The following is a 21,572-nucleotide window of genomic DNA, read 5'->3' as shown; positions in this document are numbered from 1 at the left end:
GGGCCGGTTTACCCAAAACTAACACTTTTAAACCGGCTCCAACCTACTACCAAACGTCAAAGGAATAAACACACCAGAACACGCAAACTTTCTCAAATAAACCACCCGCCATAGTCTCAACCCCTAAAAAGCCGGTTTATCAAACAAATCCGCTTTGGCGATTATCCACCAAAACCCCCCGCTAAACCTCAAAGTTCCGCCTCAAAGACGTTCCGCGCCTTACGTCTCTACTACCTACATCTGCGTTCATCTGTAGTGGGGCAGGCATCCTGCCTGCCTAACATCTGCGGTTAAAAAACCGGCTCATCATCATCCTCCCCAAAAATATCCCCATCCTCATCCTCATCATCAAAAGAAGGCCCATTACTAACAGAAGTAGACGGCCCAGGAATAGCCTCCAAAATAGCATCCAAAACCTTAGCCACCGGCACAATCTTCAAACCCAAATCAGGAGGCATTTGACCCTTCGGAATAATCGCCCGTTTAAACCCCAACTTCGCAGCCTCCCGTAACCGTAACTCCAACTGAGAAACCGCACGAACTTGACCACCCAAACCAACCTCACCAATAATAACCGTATGAGGATCAACCACCCGATCACGAAACGAAGCAACCACCGCAATTGCTACACCTAAATCCGCCGCCGGTTCATGCACACCAATACCCCCAACCGTCGCCACATAAGTATCAAGCTTAGACAAAGGCACACCAACGCGCTTTTCCAAAACCGCTAAAATTTGCACAAGTCTATTACTATCCACCCCCGTTGTAGCGCGACGCGGAGCCCCAAAACTAGCAGGACTAACCAACGCTTGCACCTCCACAACAATAGGACGAGTACCCTCACAAGCAACCACCGTAGAACTGCCAGAAATTGTATCCTCTCGACTGCCTAAAAACAACTCCGAAGGATTAGAAATTTCCCGCAAGCCATTAGCAATCATCTCAAAAACACCGATTTCGTGAGTCGCCCCAAAACGGTTTTTCATCGAGCGTAAAAGCCGGTGAGAAGCAAAGCGATCTCCCTCAAAAAATAACACCGTATCCACTAAATGCTCCAACACACGCGGGCCGGCAATTCCCCCCTCTTTGGTAACATGACCAACAATAAATAAAGTGATATTTTCTCGCTTTGCTACCTGCATTAAAGCATTTGTACATTCCCGCACCTGCGCCACAGAACCCGGTGCAGAAGTTAGCGAAGGAAAAAAGATCGTTTGGATACTATCAATAATCGCTAAATTTGGTTTCAGTGATTCCAGTTCGCGGAGAATTTCTTCTAAATTTGTTTCTGGTAATAAATAAAAATTTGTTTCGTTAGCAGCCGGTTTTGTTGCCGGTTCTTTGTTGCCATTGTTGATAGTATGGGGCAGCGCTAACTGTCCGAAACCTTGAGGAGCAGAGGGAGGTTCCTGGGCCGGTTCTTCCGCAGGGGCCGGTTCATAAACTTGTAACCGTTGTGCTCGCAATTTTACCTGCTGTCCAGACTCTTCGCCAGAAATATACAAAACACGAGAACTATAAGAAATTTGGTTAGCAACTTGTAGCAAAAGCGTCGATTTTCCAATTCCCGGTTCACCGCCAATCAGTACCAGAGATCCGGGGACAATACCACCCCCCAGCACGCGGTCGAGTTCGCTAAAACCCGACCCAGAGCGGCTAATAGCGGTATCGGCAATTTGCGATAACTTAAAAGACGAACGCGGCTGGCCTTCTTTGGCTTCCGGGTTGCGCTTGGAGTCTTTCATCCAAGAACTACTACTCATGCTGGCGCGAGCGGAAGTAGTCAGCGCATCAGACACGGTTTGCTCTTCAAGGCAGTTCCAACTATCACAAGCTGGACATTTGCCAAAAAACTGTGGGAACTCGCCACCGCATTCGGTACAAACGTAGAGGGTTCGAGACTTAGGCATTCTTTTAGGTGTTAAAGACGTTTTGTTAGGTGAAACAAATCTTAAAAAAACTTGAAGGCTAAGAATAGCAATATTTTCAGCTTAATTGATACCTTGGAAAATCAGACAATTGTAATGGTACAGTAGTAAAAATTAATCTTTAGAAATCACACTTAAGGAGCGATAGGCAGCTTGGAAAACCATAAGGAAAAAATACTGGTCGTGGATGATGAAGCCAGTATCCGCCGCATTTTGGAAACTCGCCTCTCGATGATTGGCTATGATGTGGTCACAGCAGCCGACGGGGAAGAAGCCCTCGAAACATTCCGCAATGCTACTCCCGACTTGGTGGTGTTGGATGTAATGATGCCTAAGCTCGACGGCTACGGCGTTTGTCAGGAGTTGCGAAAGGAGTCTGATGTTCCCATCATCATGCTAACAGCCCTTGGGGATGTGGCAGATCGGATTACCGGACTCGAACTTGGTGCCGATGATTATGTGGTGAAGCCTTTTTCGCCAAAAGAACTTGAGGCTCGCATTCGTTCGGTTTTGCGGCGTGTGGATAAAACCGGAGCCAGCGGCATACCGAGTTCTGGAGTAATTCATGTTAGCAGTATCCGCATTGATACGAATAAGCGTCAAGTTTATAAGGGTGATGAGCGTATTCGTTTAACCGGCATGGAGTTTAGTTTGTTAGAATTACTCGTGAGCCGGTCTGGCGAACCCTTCTCTCGTTCAGAAATTTTACAAGAAGTTTGGGGTTATACTCCCGAACGCCATGTTGATACTCGTGTGGTTGATGTTCATATTTCTCGTCTTAGGGCCAAGCTGGAAGACGACCCCAGCAACCCAGAACTCATTTTGACCGCTCGCGGCACCGGCTACCTTTTCCAGCGTATCCTTGAACCCGGAGAAGAATAATTATTTGTCATTTGTCAATTGTCATTAGTCCTTTGTTGAAGGGATAAAGTATCACAAAATATTAATTTTGTCAAGAGATGTTTTTGATTTATCGATGACAAATGACCTGTAGGCGCCTTGCCGCGAGTACCCACCCCTGACACAGGACACGCGTACAATTTACAAATGACAAAGGACAAATGACAAATGACAAAATCAGATCCTAATCAAGTGCTGCGCCGGCTTCCCCTTGTAGTCGGTTCCCTGTTTGGAGTATTGCTGTTTCTTAATCGCCTCCTGACACCAGATTTAACAAATTCTCAAGCTCGCTCGGATGCCCTGGGGGTGATATTATCCGGAGTGTTAATATTAACCGGCTTAATATGGCAACAAGTACAGCCAAAATTGCCCGATTCAGTGCAACTAATTGGCGAAGAAGGGTTTGAATTAGAACCCAGTTTACCAGAGCCGGTGAAAACAGAATTAGCCTGGGCGTCGCATTTATTGCTTACCAATACTGTCACCCGTTCAGTATTGGTATGGTATGGGGGGCAAGTCTTATTAAGACGGGGAATTTTAGCACCCAAAAAAGAACTTACTCCGGGGGCAATTGTCAAGAGAGTATTAGACAAACAAAAGGCGGTTTATTTAGTAAACTTAAAACTTTATCCAGGGAGCATAGAGTTTGATTATTTACCAGAAAATACACAAGGCATTATTTGTCAGCCCTTGGGAGATAAAGGCGTTTTCATATTAGCCGCCAACGCCCCACGCTCCTATACAAGGCAAGATGAAATCTGGATTGAAGGAATTGCCCAGAAATTAGAAAACACCCTAAGCACTTATTTATCCCCCGCCAAACAAGAATAAAACAGCCGCCGGATAGTCAAAAAATTACGGATAAAAAATAACTGTCCTGAAAAGTTAATTAGTTAAGTATAAAAAATTTAAAGGCGGTAAAAATATGGCAACCATCAATCAAAATGAAATTGCCAGCCTCGGCGCTTCCTTACACGAAATCAACCCAAAATTATTAAAATCCGAAAAAGATGGCACAACCAGGCTTTGGTATCAAGGAGAAGAGCCATATTTTGACATATTTCTCGATATAAAAAATCAGCAAATCGTTTGGTTTCAAGTTGCATTGCGGGGAAAAAATCTTTGTTGGAGCCAAGAGAAAGAAAAAATCGAAACCGGCAGAACCAATGAATTAAAAGCCGAAGACATAAGTTACTACCCCGCCAGCAAACTCATTACCCCCGACACTACCCCCGACCAAAATTTTATTGTCATAGTCCGCTCAATCTTAGAAACTCGCGGCGATTTTCCCCTCTTCAAACAAATTATCCAAATTTTTGACAAAATGAGCAGATAATTTAAAAACCCGGTTACTGCCAGAAACCGGGCTTTTAACATTGTTTCTAAGGTTTAGATGCCGAACGTTCCTTAGACTGCGCCAACATCAAATTAGACTCATTAACCTCATACTTATAACCAATGCCAAAAGTAAGCGGTTTAACATTCTTATCTGATTGGTACATTTGGCGTAAATCCGATTGATATCTAACACTAAACAAATCAATCGGGCCGGTGTAATTACCAAACAAATTAACATCCCACTTAGCCTTATCAAAATACTTGATCGGCATCCCCGAATCATCTTGAAAAACACTACTACTTTGCGCCAAAATAAAATCTCGAATTGTCGAGAAACTATCATTGTGCATCAAATAAGAAGCCGCCTTCAAATAAGTATTCGGATTCGGGAACTGCTTAACAAACTCCTTAAACTCAGGCGTTTTTTGCAAACCCTCATTAGATAAATCCAGCGAAAAATAATAAAGAGTTTGCGGGACAGACTTACCCGGAGAAGTAAAAGAAACCTTCACCCCCGGCACCTTAGAACCTTTCGCCTTTTGGGCATTCTCAAAAACCTGCACCTTCCCATCCTTATCTAGCCCAATATACTGCACATCCAAAAGATTATGATTTGTGCGGGCCAAAAACACCATTAAAATCGGAATCACACCCTTTTCCGCCAGATCCACCTTCATATCATTAGTGCGGAAAAAACTTAACTGCAAAATGGCAAACATTGAAGAACTAATTCCCTTCAATTTTTGGTCAAGTTGCCCCTCCGATAAATTGATCAAATCAGGAATTTCGCCCACCGGCTCCAAACCCGCCATCACATAATCACTGCCATTTGGAAAAAACAAATTAGCATACAAAAAATCAGGGCCACTAAACGGGTAAAAAATCGGTGTTGAGGCTTGATTAAGCGACGCTAATTCTGTTTTAGACCACTTACTAATTTGCGATAGTTGTTGAGCATCCAGCCTTTTCCAAGCATTCTCAAAATAACTAGCGTGAGCATTCCAAGAAGCAGTTTTTTCCACCCCCGCCAGCGGACTACCTTCGCCTACCTTAATCCCCGCCAGCGCCTTCGCCGTATCCGTCAATTTTGTAGCCTTAGCCTTATCCACCGGCGTCGCCGTTGGCGTTGGTTTGGCAGTTTTTTCAGCCTCAGCTTTTGGCGTTTGATTCGTAGCCGCTTCAGCCGTTGGTTGAGTAGCCGCAGCCGTAGGGTTTTCCCCCTTAGTTTCCGGCGTAGCAGTACAACCAAAAATCAAAAAAGGCAGCGCCACAGTCGCGCTCAACAAATAGCGTAAATTAATTTTCTTGATCATCATTTCCTCACACTTCCACCAGCATCTAAAGATTAGAATCAGGCGAAACAAAATTCTTATTTCGCCGCGCCACAAAATACACCACTAAACCCGCAGCCATCGTTGCTAAACCAGTCAACGACTCTAATGGTTTTCCTTGAAAAGTAAAAACCAACATCCACAAAGTAATAGCCAAAAACACCAAAGGAGTCAGCGGATAACCCCAAGTTTCGTAAGGACGTTTAACCTCTGGAAATCGAAATCGATGCACAAAAACACCCAACACTGTCAAAAACGAAGACAGCGTAAGCGTAAATCCCAAATAAGTAACAACCGCATCAAACGAAGATGTAATAATAAGCACAATCACAATCGCAAGCTGCAACAAAAGAGCATAAAAAGGAACCCCCTCTTTATTTTTCTTTGCCAGCCCCCTAAACAACGGGATATCCTCACCAATCACCTGCGTAACTCGTGGGCCCGCCCAAGTCATTGAGCTAATCGAAGAAACCAACCCAAAAGCAATCAGTAAGCTAATAATATTGCCCCCCACATCGCCAAAAATATATTTAGCCGCCAGAGCAGCTACTTTTTCCTTTTGGTTTGGTTCCAAAGCTTCTATCTGAGCAAAAGGCGTAGCATACAAAAACACAAAATTGATCAGCAAGTAAAGCGCCATTACAATTAACGTGCCTAAAAATAAAGACCGGGGAATCGTTTTCTCCGGTTCTTTAACTTCACTGGCAAGATAGATAGAAGCATTCCACCCTGAATACGCATACATCACATAGATCAGCGAAATAGAGAAGGGAACGCCTAAAATAATGTTCGCATCTTCCGCCTTTGGCAAAAAATTCATTTCTTGGGGTTTAGCTAACAGAAACCCGCAGGCGATCAATCCAACAATCAGCAAGATTTTTAAAACCGTCGCCCCATCTTGAAACTGGCTTCCTATCTTCACATTTTTACTGTGAATAAGGGCAACGCCAATCACCACAATTAAGGCAAGAGCAGTAGTGTTGACAAAGGGAAAAACTGACTTTACATACGCTCCTAACGCCATTGCAGCAAGAGCAATAGGTGCAGCAAAACCTACGGTTACAGAAATCCATCCCGAAACAAAGCCAACCGCTGGATGATAAATTTTGGAAAGATAGTGATACTCGCCACCAGATCGTGGCATCGCCGAAGCAAGTTCACCGTAGGAAAGGGCACCACACAGGGCTAAAATTCCACCGACTATCCATAAGCAAAGCAGGGCAAAACCTGATTTTATGCCCTCGGCTTGGTAGCCCAAACTTGTAAACACGCCTGTGCCGATCATGTTGGCAACGACAATGGAAATTGCCGTAAACAGGCTGATAAGGGGTTTATTTTGGTTTTCGTTTGAATTCACACGCTTTACTCTATGAAAAACAGCAAGCTGCGAAGCGATCCCCCAATCACGGGGATTTTATGTCATCCAATCCGCAGATGCACCAACCCGGATGGATTTTGACTGAACTGAGTTTAGCAGTAAGTGGGCAATTGGTGAAAAACTCAGCCATGATTGCTCTGTGTGAAAATATCTCTTGCTCATTTGACTTGCATTAAATCTCTCTGTTGTCTTTATCCCTGTCAATTCCAATTTTTGATAACTCTCTGCATTTATCCAAAAATTATAAACTCAGGTTATTCTTACAACAGGCTGGCTAACCCAACCTTTTATAACTGCAAATTAACTGCAAAGTTTCCCCACCGCGCCAAACTATCAAGTTTTTTGACTTAAAGTTGACAAAATTATTCATTATCATCACAATGGAATTTAACTTTCTTGATCGGCCTTTGAAAACGCTTGATTAATTATTAAATCAAGCCAAATTTAGACAAAAAATCGGCCCAATTATTAGGAATTTTTTGCAACTATAATGGTGTGAGTGAAAAAAATGGCAAAAAACTTTCGGAACTCTTTACAAAATAACAAACTTGTGCTATTAGCAAGCCTGGCAGTCTTAGCAGGCGGGCCGGCAGTGGCTTTACCGGCACCCGAACCGCTCAACCAAGCTATCCCGAACGTAAGCGATCTCGAACCAGAACCAAACGAACTTAAAAATCCATCTCTGTCTCAAGTCACCTCGGTTTCCCAACTCTCGGATGTTCAACCGACAGACTGGGCATTTCAAGCCTTGCAGAATTTGGTAGAACGCTATAACTGTATAGCGGGATATCCCGATGGCACCTTTCGCGGAAACCGCGCCATGACGCGCTATGAATTTGCAGCCGGTCTAAACGCTTGTTTAGAACGCATCACCGAAATCATCAAACCCGGTGGAAATTTCGTCACACCAGAGGATTTATCTAGCTTACAGCGATTATTAAACGAATTTTCCAGAGAACTCGCAACCCTGCGGGGACGGGTAGACTCCCTGGAAGTCCGCACTCGTGAACTAGAAGAAAATCAATTTTCCACCACCACCAAACTCAACGGGGAAGTTATTTTTGCCGCTGTTGATGGTATTGGGGAAGGTTCGCGGGTTGTTCCCTTTGTTGGGAGTCGGGTACGTTTAAATTTTGATACCAGTTTCACCGGCGAAGACATCTTAAGAACTCGTTTGCAAGTCGTCAACCTCGCCTCGTTTTTCCCCGAATATCACCCATCCCCAGAAGGCGAACTGCGCTTTGGGGCCGGCGCTTTGGGCGAAGCGAGCACCGACGTTTCTATTGATGCGCTGTTGTATGCCTTTCCCCTTACCGATAAAACCACCGTTATCATTGAAGCTAATGCCGGTGCTGCTGACGACTTCACCAATACCATTAACCCATTCCTCGACAACGACGGCACAAGCGGTGCTTTATCTAACTTTGGCACCCGTAACCCCATTTATTACTACCTCGGCGGTGCCGGTGTGGGGCTTCGCCACGAATTTAGCGATAACTTAGAACTCAGTTTAGGTTATCTCGCCCCCAATGCCGCACTTCCTACTCCCACAAATGGCATCTTTAATGGCCCTTATGGTGCTATTGGTCAGTTAACCATAAAACCGAGTGACCGTTTTGCGGTTGGTTTAACTTATGTTCACTCCTACAACTTTGAAGGACTCACCGGCAGCCGGCGGGCCAACCTCCGCTCAATTTTAAGCGAAGAAGCTGATTTAGAGTTGCCGGTTTCTAATGATTCCTTTGGCGTTCAAGCCAGCCTCCAACTTTCTCCCCGATTTGTTGTAAACGGTTGGGTTGGCTACAGCAAAGTTAACGCTTTGTCAACCCTTGGCGGACAAATTGATCGCGGTACAGCAGATATTTGGAATGGCGCTTTATCTTTTGTTTTCCCTGATTTAGGAAAAGAAGGCAGTATGGGTGCGATTATTGTAGGGATCGAGCCAAAAGTTACTCGTTCCAGCATAGCCGCCGCAGTGGACGGCCTACCTGATGTTTTTGGCGAAGATAAAGATACTTCTTTTCACATCGAAGCGCTTTATCAATACCAACTCACCGACAACATAACTATTACACCCGGAGTTATTTGGATCACAGCACCGGATCACAATAACAATAATTCTGATATCGTGATTGGGGCGATTCGGACGACTTTTACTTTTTAAGCAAAATTGTAGGTTTGGTATATTCTCCCAACCAGCCTACTTTACTTGGGCTTGATTGCTTGCTATCATTGAAAATGGTTGATGGGTGCTAATCATTTGCTGTTATTCTTTTTGAAGCCAATTTTTTGTAAGCAATTGTAAGCGGGAGTGCCGCCGTGATCCCAAAAGACCAGGTTTTGACTTTGATTAGGACTATGATGCTTGCTTTATTGATGGCCGGTTGTGGCAATCAAAAAGCGGACGAATGTAATAAACTCATCACAGGGATCAATCAGGGGCACTCCCTGGTTAGCAATTTTAAAGGCAAGGATGCACCGGCAGCCAACCAGCTTGCTCAGGACTTAGATAAAGTAATTAAACAACTCGAAAATCTGGATTTAAAGGATAAAAAGTTAAAAGATTTTCAGAAGCAGTTTAGCGAAATTTACAAAAATTTGAGCGCTGCTTTTCGCAATACAGCCCAAGCCTTGCGAAGCGCTAAGGCGGCTAGCAGCCCAGGGGGAATTGAACAAGTGCAAACCGCAAAACAACAGGTGGAAGCAGCCGGGGAAGTGGCAGAAGAATCGGCAGAAAAGGCGGATCAATTAGGGAAAGAAATTAATAAATATTGCACCGGCAAGTCGAAAAGTTAAGCGTGGATTTCTAAGTTTAAAATAAACCGGCCAAGCTGCATTTTGTCTGACCACAGTTCGTATTCTAACCGCAGGTGTTCCGGTAGAGGTTTGCCTGTGAGGGTGAGGTTACGGGTAAAGTTTCTCAGTCTGATTTGATTATGACCGCTGAGGGATTCGTTTTGTAACCAATAGCGACTAATGCCGTACATTCCTTTTTCCCACAGATGTCTGTAGCTAAATTGGCCATTTCCTTGCATGGTCATTATGACGCGATAGGGGGAAATTTCTAACCACAATAGACGAGAAGATTTTTCAGGCAGTGCAGGAGTTTGTTGTGGGATGCCGGCTGTCATATATACTGGTTCAGGGATTGCAGGCTCGCTTAAGAGTAAGTGAAAGCGGTCACGGTCTTTTTGATAAAGGGTGCCGGCGGTTTCAACAACTGACCAGATCGGCAGGTCGGTCGAAATTACCGATAAACAAACAGGCTTGCGGTGATGGGTCAGCATAGCTTTACAAAAAGGTAATTTTTTTTGAGCGGCGAGTCAAGAATTTTAGTTTGATAGAACTTAGGCAAAAAGCCGGTTTCAAACGAAAATTTAAGGCCGAGGATCGGGATGTCTCTACCCAGAAACCGGGTTTGTGGCAGCCTTTTGTGCGAGTTGTGTTTTAGGGGATCTTAGGCAAGGGGACAAGACATTTTAGGGGAGGGGAGAGTGCCCACATCACTCTGGGGAATTGGGAATTACTGGTTGGTCTTCCGCTTTATTCCAAACTCCTTATTCCTAATTGCTCTTTAGACCAAACAGCCAACCAGAACCGCTGCTACTCTTTAGACTTGGGGCTATAGCTAGTCAGTGGTTCCATCGGTGTCAAGAAAACGGTAGGATGACGCTTAAGCATCCCTCATCAGTCTATCCCAATGCCTGACCTCTACGTCATCTCTAAAAATACTGATTCTCATCAACAATTGCTTGTTACTACCCCGCCGTCGGGTTTATCTTTGTCTGGGCGTATCCGCGTCCCAGGGGATAAGTCTATTTCCCATCGCGCTTTAATGTTGGGTGCGATGGCTTCTGGCGCAACGACTATTGAGGGGTTGCTTTTAGGCGAAGACCCCCGGAGTACGGCAGCTTGTTTTCGCTTGCTAGGGGCAGAAATTTCTGAACTTAATACTCAACGGGTACAAGTGCGGGGAGTTGGTTTGGGCCAGTTAAATGAGCCGGTGGATGTTTTGGATGCCGGCAATTCTGGGACAACAATTCGTTTAATGTTGGGGTTGTTGGCCGGCCACGCTGGGAAGTTTTTTAGTATCACCGGCGATGGATCTTTGCGTTCGCGCCCTATGTCTCGTGTTGTTAAGCCGCTACGAGAAATGGGTGCTCAAATTTGGGGCCGTAATGGCGGTTCGCTTGCTCCTCTTGCGGTTTCTGGTCAAGCATTAAAACCAATTCATTATCATTCTCCCATTGCCTCGGCTCAGGTTAAATCTTGCATTTTGCTGGCCGGTTTGCTGGCTGAAGGCGAAACCACTGTCACAGAACCGGCCCTCTCCCGTGATCACAGTGAGCGAATGTTGCGAGCTTTTGGGGCAAAAGTTCACGTTGAGCCAGAAACAAATAGTGTGACAGTAACCGGCCCAGCAAATCTTCACGGGCAGCCGGTGGTGGTGCCTGGGGATATCAGTTCGGCGGCTTTTTGGTTGGTTGCTGCTTCCATTGTACCGGGTTCGGAGTTGGTGATTGAAAATGTCGGCGTCAACCCAACTCGCACCGGCATTCTTGAGGCTTTGCAGTTGATGGGAGCCGATATTGAGTTGCAAAATCAACGTGAAGTAGCGGGTGAGCCGGTGGCTGATTTGCGAGTTCGCCATACGTCGTTAAAAGCTTGCGAGATTGCCGGTGATATTATCCCTCGTTTAATAGATGAAATTCCGATTTTGGCGGTGGCGGCTGTATTTGCCGAGGGGACAACGGTGATCAAAGATGCGGCGGAGTTACGAGTTAAAGAAAGTGACCGCATTGCTGTCATGGCAACCCAACTCAACCGTTTAGGAGCCAAAGTAACCGAGTTACCAGATGGCCTAGAAATCGTTGGTGGTACTGCTTTGGCCGGTGCAGAAGTGGATAGCGCCGACGATCACCGCATCGCCATGAGTTTAGCCATAGCAGCCTTAAACGCAAAAGGGACAACAACAATTACACGGGCTGAAGCGGCGGCTATTTCCTACCCAGACTTTACGGCCACGCTACAACAAGTTTGTCAGTAATCTAAAGTAATTAGTCAAATATCTTTGGTATGAAGTCAAACAACAAGGATTTCATACCATTGGAGTAATTACCAATGGCCCATCACAAACCTGATAGAGAATAGTTCAGTTGGGAATACTGGAGGAAAGTCTTTAACCAATACGATTGGTTTTCCGGGGAAATGTGGCACAACCTCAATAATGTTTTTTCCGCTGTCAGTACCTATTCTGACTTGTCTCCAGATATTGAAACTCGCCGGTGCGTAAATCATCGCTTGCGTTTACGACCGGCCTTGAGTTTAGATCAGTGGTTTGATTATTTTTGGCAACCTCACGGTATTGCAAAGCCGACCGTTTTCTTTGTTTATACCTATTTAGAAAAATATTCTGGCCTGCAAATGTCCTGCGTGATGCCGGGGGATCGTTTAGAGCAAGATTTAAAATTAACCCTGGTCTGTTGGTTTGATTGGCAATTGAATTTATGCGACGATTTTTTATCATATTTTGGCATAGATATTAGTGACCGACTGGATACTTATTCACTTTCAACTGTAGAAGATTTGGTTAAATTTCTGGATAGTGAATTGCTGGCGCTTCATTGTTGAGATTTTTTAAACACTATTAAGTACAAAAAAAACACAGAGGTAGTTTTTACACTTCCCCTGCTTTACTTCGTGAAATTTTCTCGCTTTATACTAAATCCGCTTTAAAAATGTAGAGACTTCGCAGCAGAAAGTCTGTACGAAACTTAAGGCGCGGAACGTCTACATCTGCGTCTATCTGCACTGAGACGGGTGAAAAAAAACCCAACAAAGACCCTATTAAAATCGTATCTGGTATTATAAATGCTTTTATCAAAAAAAGGTAAAAGCTGACAGATGGCTGCCTACTTTTACCTTTTGCGAGTTAAATTTGAGGGGGGCGATTAAACTTTGTGTTTATTACCTATCACTTGACCTTTGAGAGTGTCTATCTCTACAGATAACTCTTTACGATTGCTGGCTCGCAGTAAATAGCGATTGACAAACCAAGCCGTATAACCCAAACCAATTAATTCAAAAGTTGGGGCCAACAGTGGAATATCATTAATGGCATCCAAAACCGCAGCAAGCACGCGCAGAGAAACAATGGCCGATAAAATTAAACCGACTGTTACCAGAGGTTTTTGGTAGGAAGAGAAGAAACTGCCTAGATATTCTGGCAATTCAGACAAAATTTGCAAAGCTTGATCTCTGATTTGAGTCCAGCCGTCTTCTGGCGGAGTTTCAGTGGTAATTGTGGCAATCGGGCCAGCGGGAGTAGACTCTATTTTGACGTCTACTTTGGTTTGTGTTGCGTCTTGAGTTTCTGAAGTCATAATCGTTTCGTTGGAATAACGTCCTCGTTAATTATTGCAATCCTTGAAATAGCAGGTGAGATGAGCGGCTTTGACAAACCTGGGTTTGGAAACAAGCACAGCTTTTTACCTTGCTAGGCTATGATCAGCCGAATCAAACTGCTGCGTCAAGAGAAATTAAGCCATTTGGGTTGATATTTCTCAGCTTAGCGTCTCAGCCGATCAATAGAGACGGTATTTTGAGGTGCTGGCTGTCCTGCTTCAAACTCTGTAATATTTCGGATGGTGGTTTCGGCAATGGTTTGTACAGCCTCAGCGGTAAAAAACGCCTGATGGCCGGTAATCAAAACATTGGGGAAGGTTAAGAGGCGCTGGAAAACATCATCTTGAATGACAATCGTTGATAAATCTTCAAAAAACAAATCGGCTTCTTGCTCATAGACGTCTAATCCTAAGTAACCGATTTTGCCAGATTTGAGGGCGGCTACGACGGCGGGGGCATCAATGAGAGCTCCCCGGCTGGTATTGATTAACATGACGCCATCTTTCATCTGTTGAAGGGTGTCATCGTTGATGATGTGGTAAGTTTCGGGCATTAAGGGGCAATGCAGGCTAATGATATCGGAGGCTGCAAAAAGTTCTTGAAGAGAAACGTATTGCATCCCAATTTCTTTACATTCAGGATTGGGCATCACATCATAGCCCAGTAATTTTGTGCCAAATCCTTTGAGGATTTTGGCCACAATTTCCCCTATTTTGCCGGTGCCAACGATGCCAACGGTTCGCCCATGTAAGTCAAAGCCTAGCAGTCCTTCGAGCGAGAAATTGCCCTCGCGCACGCGGTTGTAAGCGCGGTGCATTTTGCGGTTGAGGGTTAACATCATGCCAACTGTGTGTTCTGCTACGGCATAGGGCGAATAGGCCGGTACTCGCAAAACGCTCATGTTGCAGTCTTTGGCGGCTTGGAGATCGACGTTGTTAAAACCGGCACAGCGCAAGGCGATGAGTTGCACTCCCTCGTTTGCCAGTTGGGTAATGGTGGGCCGGTTGAGTTCGTCGTTGACAAAGACGCACACGGCGCTACATTCGTGGGCGAGTATGCAGGTGGAGAGGTTTAAGCGTGGTTCTAAAAAAATTAACTCATGTTTATTGTCGTTGGCGGCTTCTAAAAACTGCCGGTCGTAGGATTTGGTGCTGAAAACAGCAACTTTCATCGGTTTTTTTTGTTTTTAAGAGCAGGGTTTGGGTTTAGGGTTTGTGGTGAGTATGTTCTATTTTTAATTGCTGTTGGTGTTGCAAACAATCTTCCCCTAGTAACATTTTGTGGTGAGGGGGCCGGTTTCACTGTTGAGGATTTTTATAAAGAGTTTGTTGGGATGCCGGCCTCTACAATAATCTTATTTATTTTATGATAGTTCTTCCTTATCAATTTTAGCATACCACATCGGCCTGCGTATTGTCAAGCGATTTTTGGCAGAAACCAGGGTTTTTCAGGTTTTTTTGATTGGCAAAAGTTGAGGAAAAAAACCGGCTTTCTCAAAGGTTTACTTACAAATGAAAAAGCCGCTTTCTTATCCTAATTACATAGGAATGTCAAAAACGATATTTCCTCCTATGGAAATGTTTTGAGTGACATCGTTTTCCACAACTAACTGCAAATTGCCTTTAGTGTAGGTGGTTTCAGTTGCACCAACGCTGCGAAAAAAATCCAAGTTGGTTAAATTAGCAGTGATAATATCGCCGGCATCACCACGCACCGTTAAACGATTGAAGCCACCATTGGCACGAGTTTCTGCAACCAAATTCAACAAAGCTCCGTGACTTAAAGCTAGGGTGTTATTGCCGGTGCCGGTTAAGTCGATAGTTTCAAAAGAGGCGATTTTGGTATTATCTGAAGTGCCGGTGAGGTCTAAAGTTATGCCAGTTCCGGCTAACACTAAAGTATCATTTCCTAACCCCCCATCTAAACGGCGGAAATTAGCATTGTTGATGCTGATAGAATCATTACCCGCACCACCATACATCAGGATATTGATGAAACCACCATCGCTGAGAATATCATCGCCGGCTGCACCAACTAAAGCTTCACTATCTGCGGTGCCGGTGAGATTATCAATAGCATCGGTACCTAGTTGAGTGACGGCGCCGGTGAAGTCTCCACCAAATATGACGTAAGACTTGCCGGTGGAGCCAGCACCAGAAGCACCAACAATTAAATCAGCCAAACCATCACCGTTGACATCACCGGCACTGCTGACTGATGTGCCGCTCAAGTCACCAGCCGCCTCACCATTGATGATAAAACCACCCGTACCGAGAGAACTTAAATTAATTGCCGTAGAGTCTGTTTTGCCAAACACCAGGTAAGACTTGCCGGCATAAGAATCAGCAGCAGTATTATGAGCTAAGAGAGCACCAACAATTAAATCAGCCAAACCATCACCGTTGACATCACCGGCACTGCTGACACTCCTACCGCTATTGTCCGACGCCGCCTCACCATTGATGATAAAACCACCACTACCCAGAGAGCTTAAATTAATTATTGTAGAGTCTGTTTTGCCAAATACCAGATATGACTTGCCAGCAGCCCTACCAGAAGCAGGATCAGCACCAGAAGCACCAACAATTAAATCAGCCAAACCATCACCATTGGCATCGCCTGTACTGCTGACAGAAATCCCCATCTTGTCATTAACCGCCTCGCCATTGATGATAAAACCACCACTACCGAGAGAGCTTAAATTAATTGCCGTAGAGTCTGTTTTGCCAAATACCAGGTATGACTTGCCGGCATAAGAACCAGCAGCAATATTATCAGCAAAGGGAGCACCAACAATTAAATCAGCCAAACCATCACCATTGACATCGCCTGCACTGCTGACACTCCAGCCGCTATTGTCCGACGCCGCCTCACCATTGATGATAAAACCACCACTACCCAGAGAGCTTAAATTAATTATTGTAGAGTCTGTTTTGCCAAATACCAGGTATGACTTGCCGGCTCTAATACGAAAAGCAGGATCAGCATTGGGTGTACCAACAATTAAATCAGCCAAACCATCACCATTGACATCGCCTGCACTGCTGACAGAAATGCCGGTAAACTCATTAGCCTCCTCACCATACCTGTTAAGAATAGTCACCTGGCCATTGATCACAAAACCGCCGGTATTGAGAGAATTTAAATTAATTGCCGTAGTGTCCGTTTTGCCAAACACTAGGTATGACTTCAGGGAACAACTAAAAGTAGCATGATCAGAATATGGACTACGAACAATTAAATCAGCCAAACCATCACCATTGACATCGCCTGCACTGCTGACACTCCTACCGCTATTGTCCGACGCCGCCTCACCATTGATGATAAAACCACCACTACCGAGAGAGCTTAAATTAATTGCTGTAGAGTCTGTTTTACCAAACACAACATATGACTTGCCGGCATTAACACCAGAAGCAGTCTCAGCAAGGGGAGAACCAACAATTAAATCAGCTAAACCATCACCGTTGACATCGCCTGCACTGCTAACAGAAATGCCGCTCTGGTCATCAACCTTTTCGCCATTGATAACAAAACCCTTCGCCCCAACTGGCAAACCCTTTCCTGATACAATATCACTCAAATTCACAGCATTAACCGAAGTAATATTTAGACTGGCCGTTGCCGAAGCCGTCCCCCCATTTCCATCCGATATCGTGTAAGTAAATGAAGCTGCACCAGTAGCTGTGGGATTGAATTTTATTACCTCATCTGTCAAAGACACAGTGCCATTTGTGGGGCTTGAAACACCTGTTACTGTCAAATTATCATTTTCCGCATCTGTATCATTTGCCAGTAATGTTGAAGCTGGAATTAAAATTTCTGTTCTCAACAAAACTGTTACATCTGGGATAGTGTCATTGTTTGCCACCAGCCCTTTATTGATAACTATATCAAAGTTTTGATTTGCCGTTCCTCCTTTACCATCACTGACACTAACAGCCACAGAAAGTGTGCCGATATCTGTGGCTGTTGGTGTGCCTGAAAATGTCAGAGTGGCTGCATCAAATGTTAACCAAGATGGCAGGTTACTTGCATTACTTAGTTTAACGCTATAGCTGAGTGTATCTCCATCACTATCGCTAAAGCTATTCGCTGGTATCTGAAAAATAAACGCACTATTTTCTGTTGCTATTTGTGATGTTATTATTGTGCCAATTGTGGGGGCATTATTTGTTGGTACCGACGTGGGATCTGGTGTTGCTGCCGATGTTGAATCTGCTAAACCGACAAAATCACTTCGCTCAATTGTAGCCGCTTCAATGTCCCGTAAAATTGCTAAATATTGCCCGGAAATCGTTTCTTGAATAATGCTCGATCCAGCATACTCCCCAGTACCGGCAAATATGTTTAACTGCTCAAATGTTAATCCGCCGAAGATTTCTATTTGATCTTGATTTTTCACAAAATCTGTGATCCAATCAGCCTCTTTAATTTCCACACCGCCGATAGACAAGACTTCAGGGACATCTTTGGGTAAACCTATGACAAAGGTATCATTGCCAGAACCGCCGGTAAGGGTATCTGTCCCTAAATCACCGATGAGCCGGTCATCCCCCATATCTCCTGATAAGATATCATTGTCGGCTCCACCATTAAGGGTGTCATTTCCTTTTCCCCCAGCTAGAGTATCGATGCCGATGTTTCCAAAAAGTTGATCCTCTCCAGCATTACCGAAAATTAAATCATTGCCGCTACCACCGATGAGAACATCTTGCCCGTTAATATCATCATTGCTGCCCTCGGAACATCCACCAAATAAAGTATCGTTGCCTAGTTCACCCTTAACTGTATCATTGCCTAAATCTCCAAACACTTGATCATCAAGAGCGCCTCCCTGTAAAAAGTCGTTTCCCTGTCCCCCGCGTAGGGTATCATTGCCAGAGTTGCCAAATACTAGGTCATCGTCTGCATTGCCAAACAATAGATCGTCATTGCCTAAACCAAGTAAGATATCATTGCCGGCATTTCCAGTAAGGATATCTGCATCTATTGTTCCGATTAAAATATCATTGTTGTGGTTGCCTTGTTGTAACATAACTTTTGGAATCTTAAAATTTAAGATTCTGAGCAGTTTAAATGCAGGGCTAAAGCAGCACTAAGCCAAAGTCACACCTCAAAATCCCTTAAATATAAGACCCAATCTTTTAAATTTGCTGAATACTGCCTGGTTTTTCTGCCTCTATAATATATTATATTTCAGTCTTTAGGAAGATGACAACAAAAAAAATATCTTAAATCTCTGGATTTTTGGCAAAAAGGTCGAAATTGTCGGCTCTTTGAGGAAAAAGTCTAATTTTCAAGAGATAACTACTATTTACAAAAATTTAAATCTTAGGATAATAAAAAATTCCCCTCAATGAACTGAGCAAAGCAAAAAAAGAAACAATTAAATTGTTTAAACCGGCCCCGAATAAAGAGGAAAGGACTTGACATCCATCCCCCAGCCATGCTATGCTAAAATCGATAAGGAAGAACTATCTTACAAACAAAAGAAAAGACCGGCAGGCTGTAGACACCAAGAATTAAGACCTGGGAAATCAACTAATCTAAATCTTCTTCGTTTTCCTCCCACTCATCAGTCTGAGAAATATCTTGTAATTTTTGGATTTGGCTGCGGCGAGAAGTACGGCGATATTTTTTTGTGTTGAGTTTTGGTTCGTACTCTTGAGAACCTTTCAGTTTACTTTTAATTTTGAGCGTAGATTCCGCATCGCCTTGATGTTGTAGCGCTTGTTGCCAATCAGTCACTTCTTCGAGAAATTCCAGATAATCTTCGTAGCGTTCCCAGTCTCCCCGCACCGCACAATTCGGCTCATCTCGGTGCAAACAATCGCTAAACTGACAACTAGCCTCACTTAATCGCTGGCGTGCTTCCGGAAAAAAACCGGCTAATTCCGACTGAGTACAAGTCAAATCTGGCTGATTAAACCCCGGAGTATCGGCAAGTAAACCACCAAGAGGCAATTCAAACAACTCAACGTGGCGCGTTGTATGCCGGCCCCTATTAAGTTTTCCAGAAACCTCACCAACTCGCTGCTTAACACCAGGAATTAAATAATTAATAATACTAGATTTACCTACTCCAGAAGGGCCGCAAACAATTGTAATTTGACCGGCCAATTGTTCAGATAATTGATCGAGGCCGGTTTGTTGTTTCACGCTCACAAAAATCGGCTCATACCCCCAATCAAGCAAATTCTCTCGTACTTCTACGAGTTCTTGAGAGCTAATTAAATCCGATTTATTTAAACAAACACAAGGCTCAATGCCGGTGGATTCAGCTTTTACTAAAAACCGGCTCAGTTGGTGGGCGTCTAGTTCCGGTTCAGCTAAAGAAAAAACCAGCAAAATTTGATTAGCATTGGCAACAGCAGGCCGTTCAAGTTCGCTTTGTCGAGGTAAAACTTCTGCTATCGCACCTCGTCCACCTTCCCAGTCGGGTTCTTCTACAACTACCCGATCTCCTACCATAACTTGCTGACCAATTTTTTTGAGTCTGGCTCTGCGGGTACAAAGCAGGATCGTTAAAGGCAGAGATTGCGCTGCGTCAAGCTGGACGCGGTAATAATTGGCTTGCTGTGCCACAACCGTGCCGGTAGGAGCCAAACTCATGCAGAAGGCTGTGGCTTTTGAACTTTTAGCGCAAAAAAGCCGGTACGCTCTTCAATTTCACTAATAGCGTATCCTTCCATTGCCAAACTTTCGGGCACTTGTTCAATTGGTTCTCCGCCATCAAGCCACACTTCCAAAACTTGACCGGCAGCCATTTTATCAAGTTGCAGTTTTGTCCGTACAAAATTGAGGGGGCAAGGAGTCCCCCGCAAGTCTAACTGAATATCTGGTGTAGCTGAGATTTGAGCCATAAGAATTTCAAAGTTTAGAGATTAGAGTTTAAAGTTTCTTTCGCTTTAGGCAAGGGTGATGAAATTTTTTCGTCATTGGTCATTGGCCGGTTTTTTAGTGTAGACAATTTACAATTGACCAAGGACAAATGACAATTATATTCTTTTGTCATTAAAAACAATTTCTCCTTGCCTTTGCATTCCGCCGGCTCCAATCACTTAAACATCCCAAACAAACCTTGACCTCCCTTACCAGTATTCAAACCCTTAAGTTTAGCCAATTGTTCCAACAAACTCCGCTCTTCACTGCTGAGGCGAGTTGGAATATCAATCAAAACCGTAATTAAGTGGTCGCCGCGACTAGCCGGGTTGCCCAAACGGGGAACGCCTTTGCTTTCGAGAGTTAAAACTGTATGGGGTTGAGTACCCGGAGGAATCGTCAATTCTGAAGGCCCATCTACCGTATTGACATCAATGCGGCAACCGAGAATCGCTTGCAAATAGCTAATTTTTACCTCCGAGAGAATATTAATTCCCTCGCGTTTAAATTCGCTATCCTCATTAACAAACAAGTAAACATAGAGGTCGCCTGCTGGGCCACCACGCCCACCGGCATCACCTTCACCAGACACCCGTAGACGAGTCCCACTATCAACACCGGCAGGGACAGTAATTTTCAGCTTTTTAGTTTCTTGTTTTTGACCGCGACCATTACAAGACTCGCATTTATCCTCAATTACTTGACCACTACCATTACAGGTAGGGCAGACAGAGACTTGAGTAAAACTGCCGAAGGGGGTGCGAGTAGCGCGGCGGACTTGACCACTGCCGGTGCAAGTCGGACAAGTGCGGGGACGAGTACCAGGTTTGGCGCCGGTGCCGGTGCAAGCCTCGCAACTTTCCAAATGAGAAATGCGAATTTCCTTTTCGCCGCCAAAAACAGCTTCGCGGAAGTCGAGACGGAGGTCTAGGCGGAGGTCATCGCCACGCGCCGGCCCACTGCGACGGCGTTGTTGCTGTCCCACACCGCCCGGCCCACCGGCGAAGCCATTAAAGAAGCTTTCAAAAATATCAGCAAAGCCCTCAGTAAAATCAGAATAGCCCGCCGCCGCCGCTCCATTAGAGACGCCCGCTTCGCCATAACGGTCGTAGCGAGAACGCATTTCTGGTTCGCTAAGAACTTCGTAGGCGCGGTTAATTTCTTTAAACTTATCTTCAGCCCCTTCTTCTTTGTTGACATCGGGGTGATATTTACGGGCTAGGCGCCGGTAGGCTCTTTTAATTTCTTCTTTGTCTGCTTCGCGGTTGACACCAAGAATTTCATAGTAATCGCGGGCCATAGAGCGCTCTTTGGGGTATTAATAACAAAAACTAGGCAAATTCTGTCTTGAAAAGCGCGAGTCTGGTTTGTGGTGTCAAACAGAACCGCACTTTGTTTATTCTT

The 21,572-nt window shown here is 44.6% G+C and carries 18 protein-coding genes; 8 read left to right on the top strand and 10 right to left on the bottom strand.

Annotated features, from left to right (window positions below; genetic code table 11):
- Window positions 1-290: 290 nt before the first annotated feature.
- Window positions 291-1,913, bottom strand: a complete 1,623-nt coding sequence (gene radA / locus NG798_RS10920; protein ID WP_261222549.1) for a DNA repair protein RadA — start codon at window positions 1,911-1,913, stop codon at window positions 291-293.
- 171 nt (window positions 1,914-2,084) lie between these two features.
- On the opposite strand from radA, the gene rpaB reads away from it, so the two are divergent.
- From rpaB to NG798_RS10905, 3 genes are all read left to right on the top strand, one after another.
- Window positions 2,085-2,813: a response regulator transcription factor RpaB gene (rpaB, locus tag NG798_RS10915; RefSeq protein WP_261222547.1), complete on the top strand. Its 729-nt coding sequence runs from the start codon at window positions 2,085-2,087 to the stop codon at window positions 2,811-2,813.
- Window positions 2,814-2,999: 186 nt separating this feature from the next.
- Window positions 3,000-3,662 (top strand): cofactor assembly of complex C subunit B, encoded by a 663-nt coding sequence (locus NG798_RS10910; RefSeq protein WP_261222545.1) that lies wholly within the window; start codon window positions 3,000-3,002, stop codon window positions 3,660-3,662.
- 94 nt (window positions 3,663-3,756) lie between these two features.
- The gene (locus tag NG798_RS10905; RefSeq protein WP_261222544.1) at window positions 3,757-4,167 is read left to right on the top strand and encodes a hypothetical protein; all 411 of its coding nucleotides are present in this window, start codon (window positions 3,757-3,759) and stop codon (window positions 4,165-4,167) included.
- Window positions 4,168-4,213: 46 nt separating this feature from the next.
- Here the strand turns inward: NG798_RS10905 and NG798_RS10900 are convergent, their stop codons facing one another.
- Complete coding sequence (locus NG798_RS10900) at window positions 4,214-5,485, bottom strand: hypothetical protein (protein WP_261222542.1); 1,272 nt, start codon at window positions 5,483-5,485, stop codon at window positions 4,214-4,216.
- Window positions 5,486-5,507: 22 nt separating this feature from the next.
- Complete coding sequence (locus tag NG798_RS10895) at window positions 5,508-6,857, bottom strand: amino acid permease (protein WP_261222541.1); 1,350 nt, start codon at window positions 6,855-6,857, stop codon at window positions 5,508-5,510.
- A 59-nt stretch (window positions 6,858-6,916) separates the two neighbouring features.
- On the opposite strand from NG798_RS10895, the gene NG798_RS10890 reads away from it, so the two are divergent.
- The 3 genes from NG798_RS10890 to NG798_RS10880 all read left to right on the top strand — a co-directional run bounded on the left by NG798_RS10890 (window position 6,917) and on the right by NG798_RS10880 (window position 9,674).
- Complete coding sequence (locus tag NG798_RS10890; RefSeq protein ID WP_261222540.1) at window positions 6,917-7,054, top strand: hypothetical protein; 138 nt, start codon at window positions 6,917-6,919, stop codon at window positions 7,052-7,054.
- 332 nt (window positions 7,055-7,386) lie between these two features.
- Complete coding sequence (locus NG798_RS10885) at window positions 7,387-9,042, top strand: iron uptake porin (RefSeq protein ID WP_261222539.1); 1,656 nt, start codon at window positions 7,387-7,389, stop codon at window positions 9,040-9,042.
- Window positions 9,043-9,236: 194 nt separating this feature from the next.
- Window positions 9,237-9,674, top strand: a complete 438-nt coding sequence (locus tag NG798_RS10880; RefSeq protein WP_261222538.1) for a hypothetical protein — start codon at window positions 9,237-9,239, stop codon at window positions 9,672-9,674.
- Here the strand turns inward: NG798_RS10880 and NG798_RS10875 are convergent.
- On the bottom strand, window positions 9,671-10,165 hold the full coding sequence (locus tag NG798_RS10875; protein WP_261222537.1) for a hypothetical protein: 495 nt from the start codon (window positions 10,163-10,165) through the stop codon (window positions 9,671-9,673). The genes NG798_RS10880 and NG798_RS10875 overlap by 4 nt on opposite strands.
- Before the next feature lie 413 nt (window positions 10,166-10,578).
- Between NG798_RS10875 and aroA the strand changes: the two genes are divergently transcribed.
- Together aroA and NG798_RS10865 are read left to right on the top strand one after the other, a co-directional pair.
- On the top strand, window positions 10,579-11,925 hold the full coding sequence (aroA, locus tag NG798_RS10870) for a 3-phosphoshikimate 1-carboxyvinyltransferase (RefSeq protein WP_261222536.1): 1,347 nt from the start codon (window positions 10,579-10,581) through the stop codon (window positions 11,923-11,925).
- Between the two features lie 161 nt (window positions 11,926-12,086).
- Window positions 12,087-12,509, top strand: a complete 423-nt coding sequence (locus NG798_RS10865) for a hypothetical protein (RefSeq protein ID WP_261222535.1) — start codon at window positions 12,087-12,089, stop codon at window positions 12,507-12,509.
- Window positions 12,510-12,829: 320 nt separating this feature from the next.
- Here the strand turns inward: NG798_RS10865 and NG798_RS10860 are convergent, their stop codons facing one another.
- The 6 genes from NG798_RS10860 to dnaJ form a co-directional block, all read right to left on the bottom strand.
- Window positions 12,830-13,261, bottom strand: coding sequence for a CAAD domain-containing protein (locus NG798_RS10860; protein ID WP_261222534.1), 432 nt, complete (start codon window positions 13,259-13,261; stop codon window positions 12,830-12,832).
- Between the two features lie 185 nt (window positions 13,262-13,446).
- Complete coding sequence (locus NG798_RS10855; protein ID WP_261222533.1) at window positions 13,447-14,454, bottom strand: 2-hydroxyacid dehydrogenase; 1,008 nt, start codon at window positions 14,452-14,454, stop codon at window positions 13,447-13,449.
- Between the two features lie 366 nt (window positions 14,455-14,820).
- Window positions 14,821-18,321: a putative Ig domain-containing protein gene (locus NG798_RS10850; RefSeq protein WP_261222532.1), complete on the bottom strand. Its 3,501-nt coding sequence runs from the start codon at window positions 18,319-18,321 to the stop codon at window positions 14,821-14,823.
- A 506-nt stretch (window positions 18,322-18,827) separates the two neighbouring features.
- Complete coding sequence (gene rsgA, locus NG798_RS10845; RefSeq protein WP_261222531.1) at window positions 18,828-19,898, bottom strand: small ribosomal subunit biogenesis GTPase RsgA; 1,071 nt, start codon at window positions 19,896-19,898, stop codon at window positions 18,828-18,830.
- Window positions 19,895-20,149 carry a sulfurtransferase TusA family protein gene (locus NG798_RS10840; RefSeq protein ID WP_261222530.1) on the bottom strand — a complete coding sequence of 85 codons (255 nt, stop codon included), beginning with the start codon at window positions 20,147-20,149 and terminating at the stop codon, window positions 19,895-19,897. Before NG798_RS10840 ends, rsgA begins: the two co-directional genes overlap by 4 nt.
- A 194-nt stretch (window positions 20,150-20,343) precedes the next feature.
- Entirely contained in the window at window positions 20,344-21,468 is a 1,125-nt protein-coding gene (gene dnaJ, locus NG798_RS10835) for a molecular chaperone DnaJ (protein ID WP_261222529.1), read from the bottom strand.
- Between the last annotated feature and the right edge of the window lie 104 nt (window positions 21,469-21,572).

The organism is Ancylothrix sp. D3o, from assembly GCF_025370775.1.
Taxonomy (GTDB): Bacteria; Cyanobacteriota; Cyanobacteriia; order Cyanobacteriales; family Oscillatoriaceae; genus Ancylothrix.
This window is presented reverse-complemented; position numbering and strand designations above follow the sequence as displayed.

Excerpts from the sequence above, each read along its gene's own strand:
- radA (WP_261222549.1), bottom strand. The coding sequence starts at position 1,913 with ATGCCTAAGTCTCGAACCCTCTACGTTTGTACCGAATGCGGTGGCGAG.
- NG798_RS10910 (WP_261222545.1), top strand. The coding sequence starts at position 3,000 with ATGACAAAATCAGATCCTAATCAAGTGCTGCGCCGGCTTCCCCTTGTA.
- NG798_RS10905 (WP_261222544.1), top strand. The coding sequence starts at position 3,757 with ATGGCAACCATCAATCAAAATGAAATTGCCAGCCTCGGCGCTTCCTTA.
- NG798_RS10900 (WP_261222542.1), bottom strand. The coding sequence starts at position 5,485 with ATGATGATCAAGAAAATTAATTTACGCTATTTGTTGAGCGCGACTGTG.
- NG798_RS10890 (WP_261222540.1), top strand. The coding sequence starts at position 6,917 with ATGTCATCCAATCCGCAGATGCACCAACCCGGATGGATTTTGACTGAA.
- NG798_RS10885 (WP_261222539.1), top strand. The coding sequence starts at position 7,387 with ATGGCAAAAAACTTTCGGAACTCTTTACAAAATAACAAACTTGTGCTA.
- NG798_RS10880 (WP_261222538.1), top strand. The coding sequence starts at position 9,237 with ATGATGCTTGCTTTATTGATGGCCGGTTGTGGCAATCAAAAAGCGGAC.
- NG798_RS10875 (WP_261222537.1), bottom strand. The coding sequence starts at position 10,165 with ATGCTGACCCATCACCGCAAGCCTGTTTGTTTATCGGTAATTTCGACC.
- aroA (WP_261222536.1), top strand. The coding sequence starts at position 10,579 with ATGCCTGACCTCTACGTCATCTCTAAAAATACTGATTCTCATCAACAA.
- NG798_RS10865 (WP_261222535.1), top strand. The coding sequence starts at position 12,087 with ATGTGGCACAACCTCAATAATGTTTTTTCCGCTGTCAGTACCTATTCT.
- NG798_RS10860 (WP_261222534.1), bottom strand. The coding sequence starts at position 13,261 with ATGACTTCAGAAACTCAAGACGCAACACAAACCAAAGTAGACGTCAAA.
- NG798_RS10855 (WP_261222533.1), bottom strand. The coding sequence starts at position 14,454 with ATGAAAGTTGCTGTTTTCAGCACCAAATCCTACGACCGGCAGTTTTTA.
- NG798_RS10850 (WP_261222532.1), bottom strand. The coding sequence starts at position 18,321 with ATGTTACAACAAGGCAACCACAACAATGATATTTTAATCGGAACAATA.
- rsgA (WP_261222531.1), bottom strand. The coding sequence starts at position 19,898 with ATGAGTTTGGCTCCTACCGGCACGGTTGTGGCACAGCAAGCCAATTAT.
- NG798_RS10840 (WP_261222530.1), bottom strand. The coding sequence starts at position 20,149 with ATGGCTCAAATCTCAGCTACACCAGATATTCAGTTAGACTTGCGGGGG.
- dnaJ (WP_261222529.1), bottom strand. The coding sequence starts at position 21,468 with ATGGCCCGCGATTACTATGAAATTCTTGGTGTCAACCGCGAAGCAGAC.